This window comes from Geodermatophilus nigrescens, from assembly GCF_900129495.1.
GTDB lineage: Bacteria > Actinomycetota > Actinomycetes > Mycobacteriales > Geodermatophilaceae > Geodermatophilus > Geodermatophilus nigrescens.
Genome location: NZ_FQVX01000001.1, coordinates 1,028,977 through 1,041,438 on the forward strand (window position 1 = coordinate 1,028,977; position 12,462 = coordinate 1,041,438).

At 76.1% G+C, this 12,462-nt stretch carries 13 protein-coding genes; 8 read left to right on the forward strand and 5 right to left on the reverse strand.

Annotation, left to right across the window (positions count from 1 at the left end; translation table 11 throughout):
- Positions 1 to 2: 2 nt before the first annotated feature.
- The 5 genes from BUE37_RS24765 to BUE37_RS05150 all read left to right on the forward strand — a co-directional run bounded on the left by BUE37_RS24765 (position 3) and on the right by BUE37_RS05150 (position 3,107).
- Positions 3 to 593: a class I SAM-dependent methyltransferase gene (locus tag BUE37_RS24765; protein ID WP_073418998.1), complete on the forward strand. Its 591-nt coding sequence runs from the start codon at positions 3 to 5 to the stop codon at positions 591 to 593.
- Positions 590 to 715: a hypothetical protein gene (locus tag BUE37_RS24770; RefSeq protein ID WP_281248051.1), complete on the forward strand. Its 126-nt coding sequence runs from the start codon at positions 590 to 592 to the stop codon at positions 713 to 715. Before BUE37_RS24765 ends, BUE37_RS24770 begins: the two co-directional genes overlap by 4 nt.
- Before the next feature lie 10 nt (positions 716 to 725).
- Positions 726 to 1,151, forward strand: coding sequence for a DUF1801 domain-containing protein (locus tag BUE37_RS05140; RefSeq protein ID WP_073418999.1), 426 nt, complete (start codon positions 726 to 728; stop codon positions 1,149 to 1,151).
- 93 nt (positions 1,152 to 1,244) lie between these two features.
- Positions 1,245 to 1,445, forward strand: a complete 201-nt coding sequence (locus tag BUE37_RS05145; protein ID WP_073419000.1) for a hypothetical protein — start codon at positions 1,245 to 1,247, stop codon at positions 1,443 to 1,445.
- 42 nt (positions 1,446 to 1,487) lie between these two features.
- A complete protein-coding gene (locus tag BUE37_RS05150) occupies positions 1,488 to 3,107 on the forward strand; it encodes an ABC-F family ATP-binding cassette domain-containing protein (RefSeq protein ID WP_073419001.1) in 1,620 nt (539 codons plus the stop codon).
- Positions 3,108 to 3,165: 58 nt separating this feature from the next.
- Here BUE37_RS05150 and BUE37_RS05155 read toward each other — a convergent pair whose 3' ends face one another.
- Complete coding sequence (locus BUE37_RS05155; protein ID WP_073419002.1) at positions 3,166 to 4,023, reverse strand: DUF4190 domain-containing protein; 858 nt, start codon at positions 4,021 to 4,023, stop codon at positions 3,166 to 3,168.
- A gap of 180 nt (positions 4,024 to 4,203) precedes the next feature.
- On the opposite strand from BUE37_RS05155, the gene BUE37_RS05160 reads away from it, so the two are divergent.
- The gene (locus tag BUE37_RS05160; RefSeq protein WP_073419003.1) at positions 4,204 to 4,593 is read left to right on the forward strand and encodes a hypothetical protein; all 390 of its coding nucleotides are present in this window, start codon (positions 4,204 to 4,206) and stop codon (positions 4,591 to 4,593) included.
- A gap of 104 nt (positions 4,594 to 4,697) precedes the next feature.
- On the opposite strand, the gene BUE37_RS05165 is transcribed toward BUE37_RS05160, so the two are convergent.
- Entirely contained in the window at positions 4,698 to 5,894 is a 1,197-nt protein-coding gene (locus BUE37_RS05165) for a type III PLP-dependent enzyme domain-containing protein (protein WP_073419004.1), read from the reverse strand.
- A 136-nt stretch (positions 5,895 to 6,030) separates the two neighbouring features.
- Here BUE37_RS05165 and BUE37_RS05170 point away from each other — a divergent pair, with 136 nt between their 5' ends.
- The gene (locus tag BUE37_RS05170; RefSeq protein WP_073419005.1) at positions 6,031 to 7,353 is read left to right on the forward strand and encodes a D-arabinono-1,4-lactone oxidase; all 1,323 of its coding nucleotides are present in this window, start codon (positions 6,031 to 6,033) and stop codon (positions 7,351 to 7,353) included.
- Here BUE37_RS05170 and BUE37_RS05175 read toward each other — a convergent pair whose 3' ends face one another.
- The 3 genes from BUE37_RS05175 to BUE37_RS05185 all read right to left on the reverse strand — a co-directional run bounded on the left by BUE37_RS05175 (position 7,354) and on the right by BUE37_RS05185 (position 10,829).
- Complete coding sequence (locus BUE37_RS05175; RefSeq protein WP_073419006.1) at positions 7,354 to 8,247, reverse strand: aldo/keto reductase family oxidoreductase; 894 nt, start codon at positions 8,245 to 8,247, stop codon at positions 7,354 to 7,356.
- A gap of 41 nt (positions 8,248 to 8,288) precedes the next feature.
- Positions 8,289 to 9,515 carry an MFS transporter gene (locus tag BUE37_RS05180; RefSeq protein WP_073419007.1) on the reverse strand — a complete coding sequence of 409 codons (1,227 nt, stop codon included), beginning with the start codon at positions 9,513 to 9,515 and terminating at the stop codon, positions 8,289 to 8,291.
- A gap of 135 nt (positions 9,516 to 9,650) precedes the next feature.
- The gene (locus BUE37_RS05185; RefSeq protein WP_073419008.1) at positions 9,651 to 10,829 is read right to left on the reverse strand and encodes an alcohol dehydrogenase catalytic domain-containing protein; all 1,179 of its coding nucleotides are present in this window, start codon (positions 10,827 to 10,829) and stop codon (positions 9,651 to 9,653) included.
- A 581-nt stretch (positions 10,830 to 11,410) separates the two neighbouring features.
- Here BUE37_RS05185 and BUE37_RS24125 point away from each other — a divergent pair.
- A complete protein-coding gene (locus BUE37_RS24125; protein WP_245794288.1) occupies positions 11,411 to 12,424 on the forward strand; it encodes a M23 family metallopeptidase in 1,014 nt (337 codons plus the stop codon).
- Positions 12,425 to 12,462: the final 38 nt, after the last annotated feature.

Sequence of the window (12,462 nt, forward strand, 5' to 3'; positions counted from 1 at the left end):
CCGTGCAGGCAGCGGACTGGGACGCGCGCTACGCCGAGCGGCAGCAGTGGTCGGGCGAGCCGAACCCGCTGGTGGCCGAGCTGGTGGGGGACCTGCCACCCGGCGACGCCGTCGACGTCGCGGCGGGGGAGGGCCGGCACGCCCTGTGGCTCGCGCGGCTGGGCTGGCGGGCCACCGCGGTCGACTTCTCCGCCACCGGGCTGGCCCGCGGGCGGGCGCAGCCGGGCGCCGGCGCCGTCACGTGGGTGACCGCCGATGCCACGGCGTGGGACGCGCCGCCGTCGTCGCAGGACCTCGTGCTCGTCGCCTACCTGCACCTGCCCGACCCGGACATGACCGGCCTGCTGACCCGCGCCGTGGGCTGGCTGCGGCCGGGCGGGCGGTTCCTGCTGCTCGGCCACGACGCCCGGAACCCCACGGAGGGCGTCGGTGGGCCGCAGGACCCGGCGATCCTGCACAGCCCCGCCCGGCTGGCGCCGGTGGCCGCGCTGCTCGACGTCGAGCGCCTCGGGACGGTGCCGCGCGCGACGCCGTCGGGCACGGCGCTGGACACCCTGCTCTGGGGCCGGCGGCCGGTAGCGTCGCCGTCGTGATGGGCATGGGCGGGGCCGGTGGCCCGGACGCCGAGCGGCGACGGCGGCTGGTGGCCGCGGTCGTCGTCCTCGCGATGGTGCTGACCGCCGGCGCCACCGTGCTCTCCCTCGTCCTGGACTGAGGAGGCCGCCGTGGGCGACCCGATCGAGGAGTGGTTCGCCGCGGCCGGCCCGCGCGAGGCCGAGCTGCGCCGGGTCGACGCGCTGGTCCGCGAGGCCGCGCCCGGACTCGACCGGCAGCTGGTCCCGGTCGGCGCCGGGTCGATGCTGGGCTACGGGCTGATGCCCTACCGGCCCCGGTCGGCGCGGGAGACGACGCAGTGGCCGCTGGTGTCGCTGGCCGCCCAGAAGCGGCACCTGTCGCTCTACGTCTGCGCGGTCGTCGACGGGACGTACCTGCCCGAGGCGCGCGCGGAACGGCTGGGGCGGGTCTCCTGCGGGAAGAGCTGCGTGCGCTTCACCTCCCTCGACCGCGTCGACGCCGGCGAGCTCGCGGCGCTGGTCCGCGACGCCGCCGCGGCCACCGCCGACGGGACCAACGGGTACTTCGCGACCTGATCACACCGGGTCCTTGGTCCCTGGTGCGGGGCCCGGCGGACGGCGACGCTGCTCGCGATACCGAGACCGGATCGGACGAAGGGGCCGCGCCGCATGACGACGACCGACGACCTCGCGCAGGACGCCTCCGTGGAGGAGGCCGTCGCCCGCCTGGTGGCGGAGTTCCGGATGCGGCCCCAGGTCGTCGGCACCGTCGTCGCCTCCTGCCGCCGCGACCTCAGCGGCGTCCCGGCCACCGCGCTGCCCGAGCTGGTCGAGCGGCTGGCCCGCACCCGGCTGGAGTCGGTGGGCTGACCGCCGCCGGAAAGCGCTTGTCCGGCCCGGGAGACTGACCGGGTGGGATCGGTCGACGTGAGCGGGGTCCGGCACACGCTGCCCGACGGCCGCGTGCTGCTGGACGACGTCTCCTTCCGGATCGGCGACGGCGCCCGCGCGGCGCTGGTCGGCGAGAACGGGGCGGGGAAGACGACGCTGCTGCGGATCGTCGCCGGGGACCTGGTGCCCGAGGCGGGCGCGGTCGCCCGCAGCGGCGGCCTCGGCGTCATGCGGCAGTTCATCGGCTCGGTGCGCGACGACACGACCGTCCAGCGGTTCCTCGTCGACCTGTCGGGGCCCGCGGTGCGTGCCGCGTGGGACGCCGTCGAGGCGGCCGAGCTGGCGCTCATGGAGACCGACGACGAGGCCGCCCAGCTCGCCTACGCGGACGCGCTCGGCCAGTGGGGCGACGCCGGCGGCTACGAGGCCGAGGTCACCTGGGACACCGTGACGGTCGCGGCGCTCGGCGTCCCCTACGACCGCTGCAAGTACCGCGAGCTGTCGACGCTGTCGGGCGGGGAGCAGAAGCGGCTGGCGCTGGAGTCGCTGCTGCGTGGGCCGGAGCAGGTGCTGCTGCTCGACGAGCCGGACAACTACCTCGACGTGCCGGGCAAGCGGTGGCTGGAGGAGCGGCTGCTCGAGACCCGCAAGACGGTGCTGTTCGTCAGCCACGACCGCGAGCTGCTCGCCCGCGTGGCCGACCGGGTGGTCACCGTCGAGGGCCGGACGGCGTGGGTGCACGGCGGCGGGTGGGCCTCCTACCCCGAGGCCCGCGAGGCGCGGCACGAGCGGATGGCCGAGCTGCGCCGGCGCTGGGAGGAGGAGCACGCGCGCCTCGTCGAGCTGGTCCGCACGCTGCAGCAGCAGGCGGCCAACTCCCCGGACATGGCCTCGCGCTACCGGGCGATGCAGACCCGGCTGGCCCGCTTCGAGGAGGCCGGGCCGCCGCCGGACCGGCCGCCCCAGCAGAAGGTGGCGATGCGGCTGCGCGGCGGGCGCACCGGCGTCCGCGCGGTCACCGCCGAGCAGCTGGAGCTGTCGGGCCTCATGCGGCCGTTCGACCTGGAGCTGTTCTACGGCGACCGGGTGGGTGTGCTCGGCGCGAACGGGGCCGGGAAGTCGCACTTCCTGCGGCTGCTCGCCGGCCAGGAGGTCGCGCACACCGGCTCGTGGCGGCTGGGCGCCCGCGTCGTCCCCGGCTTCTTCGCCCAGACGCACGCGCACCCGGAGTGGCTGGACCGGACGCCGGTGGACCTGCTGTGGCACGGCGAACCGGGACGGCCGGGCGTCGACCGCGGGCGGGCGATGGCGGTGCTGCGGCGGTACGGGCTCACCGACTCCGCCGACCAGCCGTTCCGCACCCTCTCGGGTGGGCAGCAGGCGCGGCTGCAGGTGCTGATGCTGGAGCTCTCGGGCGCCACGCTGCTGCTGCTCGACGAGCCGACCGACAACCTCGACGTGCTGTCCGCGGAGTCGCTGGAGGAGGCGCTGGCGGCCTTCGACGGCACGGTCCTGGCGGTCACCCACGACCGCTGGTTCGCCCGCTCCTTCGACCGCTTCCTCGTCTTCGGCGGCGACGGCCGGGTGTACGAGTCGGACGAGCCGGTCTTCGACGAGCAGCGCGTCGCCCGCGCCCGCTGAGACGACACCGGCCGGACCCCCGTCGTGGGGAGTCCGGCCGGTGGCGGGGGAGCGGGGACTACGGCAGGGCGTAGAACACGCGGTCGTCGGAGTCGAAGCTGAGCGTCGGCTCGATCGACAGCTGCCCGCCCGCGACGGCGGCCGGCGGCACGTCCATGCAGAACTGGAAGGTGTCCGACCCGCCCGGGTTGAGGGTCGGGACGTCCATCGCGTCGTCGGCCAGGACCGCCATGCACTCGGAGTCGCTGTACTGACGGGCGTCGGACCCGTGGAAGACGGCGGTCAGGTCGAAACCGGGCATGCCCTCCGTGTCGCCGGTGTAGGTGACGCTCAGCTGGGCGAGCACGTACTGGCCGGTGGCGGGCCCGTTGAAGTCGTTGGCGGCCTGCACGGACGCGTCGGCGTCGAGCTCGACGGCGTCCACGGTGACCTGGTAGTCGCCGACCTGGGCCGGGACGCCCAGCGGCACGAGGTCGCCGGACGGGGCCTCCTCGGGAGCGCCCTCGACCAGCTCCGCCGCGCCGCCCTCGGGCAGGGCGCCCGCCGACGGGACCGCGGTGCCGAGCTCCTGGTCGAGGCTGTCGGCGACCTCGTCGATGACGCTGGCGTAGAAGGCCTGCGTCGCGATGACGACGGCGATGGCGATCACGGAGGTGACGAGGCCGGTGATCGCGAGGCCCTTGCCGCGGTGGGTGCCGCGCCGGGCGCGCAAGAGCGCGGGGATGCCCAGCGCCAGGCCGACGACCGCGATGACGGCGGCGACGTTGTTGATGATCGGCACCCAGCTGAGCAGCAGCGCGATGATCCCCAGGACCATCGACGCGACGGCCAGGCCGGCGCCCTTCTGCTGGGGGACGTACGGCGGCTGGACCGGAGCGTAGGGCTGCTGGTACGGCGCCTGCGGGGGGTGGGACACGGAGCGACTCCTCGCGAGGACTGAGCGGTCCCGGAACGAGACCGGGTGGTTCTTCGGCCGATCCGCCGCGGGCGTGACCTGAACCGCCGTACGGCGTCCCAGCCGTCCCGGGCGCCCCTCAGGCACCCTCGGGCTGTCAGGCCCGCTTGACTGTCAGGCGGGCCTGACGGACGCTGGGTCATGGACGTCGACGACCTCGAACGCCGGCACACCCTCGCCAGCGCCGTCATCCGCTTCGACGAGCTGCGCTCCCGTGACTCGCTGGCCGATCCCGACGACCCCACCGGCCCCCGCCCGCTGACGCGCGACGAGGCGCTCGAGCTGCTCGCCCTCGGCGAGGTGATCGCCCGGCGGGCGGGTCAGGGCCGCCAGCTCACCGTCCGGACGGCGCGCTCCACCGGCGCCTCGTGGGCGCAGATCGGCCGGGCGCTCGGTGCCACGCGGCAGTCGGCCTGGGAGGCGCACAAGCGCTGGATCGACACCCAGGTCGACCACCCGGAGGGCTCCGGCGGGCTCACCGAGGAGGAGGCCGCCGAGGCCCGGGCGCTATTGGCCAACGACGCCGACTGAGGAGGCCGCTCGAGTCGATCATCGGACGTGTGCACGGCCGGCCGGCGTGTTGTGCCGTGTCGCGTGCACGCATCCGATGATCGACGGACGGGGAGGCCCTCCGCTCAGCCGAACGCCCGCCCCTCGCCCCGGTAGGTCGCGACCGCGCCGGCCGGGCGGCCGCCGGCCACCGTGTGCAGTTCGCCGACGTGCTCGCACACCTCCCCGGCCTTGGCGTGCCGGAACCAGACCCGGTCGCCGATCCCGAGCCCGGCGGCGCCCGGCCCGCGCAGCGGCGTCTGCACCTCGCCGGCGCCCTCGGTGCCGAGCAGCCGCAGCCCCGCCGGGTGCACCGGCCGCGGCGAGCGGTCGGGGCCGGGCGGGCCCGACGCGATCCAGCCGCCGGCCGCCACCGTGACGACCCCGGGCGCCGGGCGGCGGGTGACCGCGAGCGCGAACACCAGCGCGGGCCGCCCGCGGAAGGCGCGGTACCCGTCGAACAGGGTCGGCTGGTAGAGCCCCGACCCGGCGGCCACCTCGGTCACCGACGGGTCGGCGGCGGTCCGCTCCAGGCTGCCGGTGCCCCCGCCGTTGACGAACCCGAGCGGCGCGACGGCGGACACGGCGGCCACCGCCGCGGCCCGGCGCCCGGCCAGCTCGCGCACCGACAGCGCCTGCACCCCGCGCACCGCGAGCCCGCGCAGCGGCCGGCCGGGCGGCGCGTCGGGCACCCCGGCCACCTGCGCCTCGTACGCCATCAGCCCGGCCAGCACGAAGCCGGGCCGCCCGTGCACCGCGCGCGCCAGCGCCGCGGCACCCGCCGGGTCGTGCACCGGCGAGCGCCGCACGCCGACGTGCACGCGCCCGCCCCCGGCGCGGAGGGAGGCGTCGAGGTCCAGGCAGATCCGCACCGGCGGCCGCCGGCCGGGCGGGGCCACCGCGTCGACGGCGTCGAGGTGCTCGGGCGAGTCGGCCATCAGCGTCACCCGCGACGCGAGCACCGGGTCGGCCACGAGCCGGCGCAGCGCCGCCCGGTCCACCGACGGATAGCCCACGACGACGTCGTCGCTCACCGGGTCGTCCCCGCCTGCCAGCCACAGCGCCTCGGCCAGCGAGTACGCCAGCACCCCCGCGAAGCCCGGCCGGGCGAGCACCCGCCGCAGCACCGCCCGGCTGCGCACCGACTTGCTCGCCACCCGCACCGGCCGCCCGCCCGCCCGGCGCACCAGGTCGTCGGCGTTGGCGTCGAGCGCGTCGAGGTCGAGGACGGCGAACGGCGGGTCGAGGTCCGCGGTCAGGTCGTCGAGCCGGTCGGGGGTCACGGCAGCGCAGCCTCCCGGCGTGCACGCACCGAGGCAAGCAGAGGGGCAAGCAGAGGGGCGAGCGGAGGGCGGGCGCGGGAGTCCTCGACGCGCCGCCCCGCGACGGCCACACTGCCGCGGACACCGAGGAGGCCGCGTGGCGGACAGCTGGCGCAACTGGGCGGGCAACCAGCGGGCGGGCGGCCTCACCGTCGTCTGCCCGCCCGACGCCGGCGGGATCGCCGACGCGGTGCGCGCCGCAGCCGCCGCGGGCCGCCGGGTCACCGCGCTGGGCAGCGGGCACTCCTTCAGCGGCATCGGCCGCCCCGAGGACGTCGCGCTCCGCCTCGACCGGCACGCGGGCCTGGTCGACGTCGACGACGCCGGCCTCGCCACGGTCCGCGCCGGCACGCCGCTGCACCGGTTGAACGCGGAGCTCGCCGCGCGCGGCTGGGCGCTGACCAACCTCGGCGACATCGACCGGCAGACCGTCGCGGGCGCGCTGTCCACCGGCACCCACGGCACCGGCGCCCGCTTCGGCGGCCTGGCCACCCAGCTCCGGGCGCTGGAGCTGGTCACCGCCGACGGCGAGGTGCTGCGCTGCTCGCCCGGCGAGCACCCCGACGTCTTCTCCGCCGCCCGCGTCGGCCTCGGCGCGCTCGGCGTGCTGTCCACGGTGACCCTGCAGGCGGTGCCGGCCTTCGCCCTGCGGGCCGACGAGGGGCCGGCCCGGCTGCCCGACCTCCTCGAGCGCTTCGACGAGGTCATGACCGCCACCGACCACGTCGAGTTCTACTGGTTCCCGCACACCGACCGGTGCCTGCTCAAGCGCAACACCCGGGTGCCGCTCGACGAACTGGCGCCGCTGTCCCGCGCGCGGGCGCTGTGGGACGACGAGGTGCTCGCCAACGCCGGGCTCGCCGCCGTCGTCGCCGCGGGCCGGCGGGTGCCCGCGCTGGTGCCGCCGCTGGCCCGCTTCTCCGCCCGGGCGCTCGGCGCGCGCACGTGGACCGACGCCGCGCACCGGGTGTTCGTCTCCCGCCGCCGGGTCCGGTTCCGCGAGATGGAGTACGCCGTGCCGCGGGCGGCGGCGCCGGCGGTCCTCGCCGAGCTGCGGCGGGTGGTCGACGCCGGGCCGCACCGGGTCGCCTTCCCGGTGGAGGTGCGGGTGGCCGCCGCCGACGACGTCCCGCTGTCGACGGCGTCGGGGCGTGACACCGCCTACGTGGCCGTGCACGTGCCCGCGCGGACGGAACCCGGCGCGTACTTCCGCGCGTTCGAGGCGATCGCCGGGGCGGCCGGCGGGCGGCCGCACTGGGGCAAGGAGCACGGCCTCGACGCCGCCGCCCTGGCCGGCCGCTACCCGCGGTTCGGCGAGTTCACCGCGCTGCGGGCGCGGCTCGACCCGGCCGGGGTGTTCGCCAACGCCCACCTCGACCGGGTGCTGGGCCCGGTCGGGGCGGGCGTCGGCCAGGCCTGATCACAGGTCGACGTCGGGCTCCCCGCTGCCGCCGATCCGGTCGAGCTCCTCCAGCTCGGCGGGCCCGAGCACCCGCATCGCCGCCTGCAGGTTCTCCTCCAGGTGGGCCACCGACGAGGTGCCGGGGATCAGCAGGATGTTGGGGGAGCGGGCCAGCAGCCACGCCAGCGCCACCTGCATCGGCGTGGTCTCCAGCCGCCGCGCCACCGTCTCCAGCGCCGCGGACTGCAGCGGGCTGAACCCGCCGAGGGGGAAGAACGGCACGTAGGCCACGCCCTCCCGGGCCAGCGCGTCGAGCATCGGGTCGTCGTCGCGGTGCACGAGGTTGTAGTGGTTCTGCACGCACACGACCGGCGCGATGGCGCGGGCCTCGGCGAACTGCTGCGTCGTCACGTTGGAGACGCCGAGGTGCCGGACGAGCCCCTCCTGCTGCATCTCGGCGAGCGCGCCGAACGGCTCGGCGAGCGAGCGCTCCACCGGCGCGGCGAAGCCGGGCATCCGCAGGTTGACCACGTCGAGCGCCTCGACGCCGAGGTGCTCGAGGTTGTCGTGCACCGCCTGCCGGAGCTCCTCGGGGGAGAGGGCCTCGGGCCACTCGCCCTCCGGCGTCCGCCGGGCGCCGACCTTGGTGACGATCGTCAGCTGCTCCGGATAGGGGTGCAGCGCCTCGCGGATGACCTCGTTGGTCACGTGCGGGCCGTAGTAGTCGCTGGTGTCGATGTGGTCCACGCCCAGCTCGACGGCCCGGCGCAGGACGGCGACGGCGGCGTCGCGGTCGGCGGGCGGGCCCATCACGTGCGGCCCGGCGAGCTGCATGGCGCCGTAGCCGAGCCGGTTGACCGTGCGGTCCCCGAGCGTGAACTGTCCTGACCTCTCGGCGGTGGTCGTCGTCATGACGGCCCTCCTACCCGCCGTGCGCGATCCAGTCGCAGGTCTCAGGCCGCGTCTCGGGCCGCGGCGTCGAGGTCGCGGGCGACGGCCCGCCGCCAGGCCCGGACGTCGGCGTCGACCACCGCGTCCTCGCGGCGGCCGGCGCGGCGGGCGACCAGCGCCAGCGCGGCGCCGGCGAGCGCGAGGCCCGCGCCGACCCACATCGGCGCGGTGTAGCCGAGGCCGCGGGAGAGGACCAGCGCGCCCAGCGCCGCGCCGATGGCGTTGGCCAGGTTGAACGCCGCCTGGTTGGCCGCCGACACCAGGCTGCCGCCGGGCACCCGCGCGGCCTCGATGACGCCGTTCTGCACCACCGGGCCCATCGCGAAGGCGACCAGGCCGAACAGCACCAGCAGGGCGACGGCGGCCGCGGGGACGCGGGCGACGAGCGCGAACACGACCAGCAGGACCGCGGTGACCAGCAGACCGGCGACGACCAGGGAGAAGCCGAAGCGGTCGCCGAGCCGCCCGCCGGCCAGGGTGCCGACCGTCGTCCCGACGCCGAACAGGGCCAGGACCGGCGTCACCCACGCCTCGGGCAGCCCGGCGAGGTCGGTGAGGATCGGGCTGACGTAGCTGTAGACGCAGAACAGCGCGGCGAAGCCGATCATCGTCAGGCCCAGCACCAGCCACACCTGCCGGCGGCGGAACGCGGCCAGCTCGCTGCGCAGGTCGCTGCGCTCCCCGGCCCCCGCCGGCAGCCAGGCGAGCAACCCGGCGATGGTGAGCAGCCCGATGACGGCAATGCCGCCGAGCACCAGCCGCCAGCTCAGCTGCTGGGCGACGAGCGTGCCCAGCGGGACGCCGGCGACGTTGGCCAGCGTCAGCCCGACCATCATCAGCGAGATCGCCTGGGTCGCCCGCTCCGGCGCCACGAGCCGCCGGGCGGCCACCGCCCCGACGCCGAAGAACGACCCGTGCGCCAGCGCGGTCAGCACCCGGGCGGCGACGAGCGTCTCGTAGGTCGGGGCCACCGCCGACAGGGCGTTGCCGGCGACGAACACCAGCATCAGCGCGACCAGCGTCTGGCGGGGCGAGAAGCGCACGCCGAGCGCGGTCAGGGTCGGCGCCCCGATCACCACGCCGATCGCGTAGGCGGAGATGAGGAGGCCGACCGCCGACACCGACACCCCGAGGTCCGCGGCGACCTGGGGCAGCATGCCCATGACCACGAACTCGGTGGTGCCGATGCCGAAGGCGCCGATGGCGAGCGCGAGCAGACCGCGGGGCACGGGGGGGCTCCAGGGGGACGACGGCGGACGGGGCGATGCGGACGTCGTCGTCCGAGTGGTTGTCCTACCCAACGGCAAGGCACCGGCCGCGCGGGACATGCCCCGCGCGGCCGGTGGGTGTGCTCACAGTGCGGGTCAGGGCTGCAGCAGCACCTTGACCGCGCCGTCCTTCTTCTCCCGGAAGTCCGCGTAGGCCTGCGGCGCCTGCTCCAGCGGCACGCGGTGGGTGGCGAAGTCATCGACGCCGAGCGGGTCGCCGTCGGCCAGCAGCGGCAGGATGTCGGGCACCCACCGCCACACGTTGGCCTGGCCCATGCGCAGCTGCACCTGCTTGTCGAACATGCGCATGAGCGGCACCGGGTCGGTGGCCCCGCCGTAGACGCCCGACAGTGAGACGGTGCCGCCGCGGCGCACCGCCTCGATGGCGGTGTTGAAGGCGGCCAGCCGGTCGATGCCGGCGACCTTCATCACCTGCGCCATGAGCGCGTCGGGGAGGATCGCCGTCGCCTTCTGGGCCAACTGGGCGCCGGTCGAGCCGTGCGCCTCCATGCCGACCGCGTCGATGACGGCGTCCGCGCCGCGGCCGTCGGTCTTCTCGCGGATCTCGCCGACGACGTCGTCCTGGTCGGTGGAGGAGATGACCTCGGTGCCGCGGGCGGTCGCCCGGGCGATCCGCTCGGGGACGACGTCGGAGGCGACGACCCGGAAGCCCAGGTGGGAGGCGATGCGGGTGCACATGTCGCCGATCGGGCCGAGCCCGAGCACGAGCAGCGTCCCGCCGGGCGGCGTGGCGGCGTACTGGACGGCCTGCCAGGAGGTCGGCAGCACGTCGGAGAGGTAGACGAACCGGTCGTCCGGCGGGCCGTCCGGCACCTTGATCGGCAGCGTGTTGCCGAACGGCACCCGCAGGTACTCGGCCTGCCCGCCCGGGACCTGCCCGTAGAGCTTCGTGTAGCCGAACAGCGAGGCGCCGAAGCCCTGCTCGCGGTTCTGCGTGGTCTCGCACTGCGACTGCAGGCCCTGCGAGCACATCCAGCAGGTGCCGCAGGAGATGTTGAAGGGGACGACCACCCGGTCGCCGGGCTTCACGGCGGTCACCGCGGAGCCCACCTCGCGGACGATCCCCATGGGCTCGTGGCCCATGACGTCGCCCTTCGACATGAACGGGGCCATGACCTCGATGAGGTGGAGGTCGGACCCGCAGATGCCGCTCGAGGTGATCTCGACGACGACGTCGGTGTCCTCCTCGATCCTCGGATCGGGGACGGTGTCCACCTGTACGTCGGCACGTCCGTGCCAGGTGACTGCGCGCACGAGTCTGCTCCTCGGGTCGTCGAGCGGGGTCTCGGAGGGCCTCCTGCCCGCTGTGGGCCTGATCGCCCCTGGTTCAACGCTCAACCGGCGTGTTCGTCACCGACCGTGACGCGGGGTCGACGGGCCGTCGAATGACACCCGTGCAGCTCTGTGGCACGGGCCACACATCCGGTCCTCGATACCCACCTCTGCAGATCACGAACCGGTCACGACGTGTTTACATGGGCCCCGCCCGCTCCCCCGGGCACCGCAGTACGTCCCTGTCCCCGACGGAAGTCAGGTGCATGACCGAGCTCCACCCCGACCGCCTCCTCGACGGAGGGAGGGCCCCGCAGTACGGCGAGGCCGGCCCCCTCCGGAAGGCCGCGGCGGCGACGTCCGACCGGCGTCGCTCCCCGGCCGGAGCGGCCGCCCGCACGGCCCCGCAGCGACGTCAGGGGGAGACGTCGCCGACCGGAGAGCCCCGTCCGGGATCCCGTCCCGCCCGCCGTCCGAGCCCGCGCCCGCGGCCCACGCCGCACCCCCGCTCGGCACCCGCCGCCCTCGAGGTCCGCGCGGTCGTCGTCGACACGCGCGCCGAGGTGCCCACCGAGGTGCCCGCCGACGTCGTCGAGGAGGTCCTCGCGGCCGAGCCGGTGACCGGCGTCGCCGACGCCGCCGGGCTGGCCGAGGCCGCCGGCGCCCAGGCCCTCGAGGCCGTGGCCGCCGCGCCGCTCGAGACCGTCGAGGCGCCCGCCACGGACGACCCCTCGGGCGAGGCCGAGGAGCCCGCCGCCACGGACGACGACACCGACGACCGGCCCGACCGGGCTCCCGTCACCGTCGTCGCGGGGCACGGCCGGCACCGCGACCGCGGCCTGCGCCTCCCGCGCCGCCGCCCCGCCTTCTACCTCGCCGCGGCCCTCGTCGGCGCGGTCGGCGTGGCCACGTTCTCCGTCGGCGACCGGGTCGCCCAGGCCGACGGCCCCGAGGCGACCAGCACCTCGGTGAGCGTCGCGCAGGAGCTCGGCATCGACGGCGGGGAGCTCTCGGCCGCCGCCGAGCAGGCCACCCTCCGCTCCGACGCGGTGCTGCTGGGCGCGGTCACCGCCAGCCGCACCGCCCGCGAGGCCGAGCAGGCCACCGCCGCCCAGGTGCAGGCCGACGCCGACCGCGTCGCCGCCGAGGCCGCCGCCGCGGCAGCGGCCGAGGCCGCCCGGCCCAAGACGGTCCTGCCGGTCAACGGCGCCCGGCTCACCAGCACCTTCGGGGCCCGCTGGGGCACGCTGCACGCCGGCATCGACCTGGCCGCCCCCATGCTGACGCCGGAGTACGCCGCCGCCGACGGGGTCGTCCTCGAGGCGGGCCCCGCCAGCGGCTACGGCAACGTGATCTACATCCAGCACGAGAACGGTGACGTCACCGTCTACGGGCACATGGAGGAGGTCCTCGTGCAGCCCGGGCAGGTGGTCCGCGCCGGGGACACCATCGCCCTGCTCGGCAACCGCGGTCAGTCGACCGGCCCGCACCTGCACTTCGAGGTGCACGTCGGCGGCATCGACGGCCAGAAGGTCGACCCGATCCCGTGGCTGCGGGAGCGCGGCGTCACGATCTAGGCCGCCGTCCAGGTCGCCATCCCGGCCGCCGCGAGCCG

What these genes read in the sequence shown, in the direction of transcription:
- BUE37_RS05145 (WP_073419000.1), top strand. Translation starts at nt 1,245, where the DNA reads ATGACGACGACCGACGACCTCGCGCAGGACGCCTCCGTGGAGGAGGCC.
- BUE37_RS05160 (WP_073419003.1), top strand. Translation starts at nt 4,204, where the DNA reads ATGGACGTCGACGACCTCGAACGCCGGCACACCCTCGCCAGCGCCGTC.
- BUE37_RS05175 (WP_073419006.1), bottom strand. Translation starts at nt 8,247, where the DNA reads ATGACGACGACCACCGCCGAGAGGTCAGGACAGTTCACGCTCGGGGAC.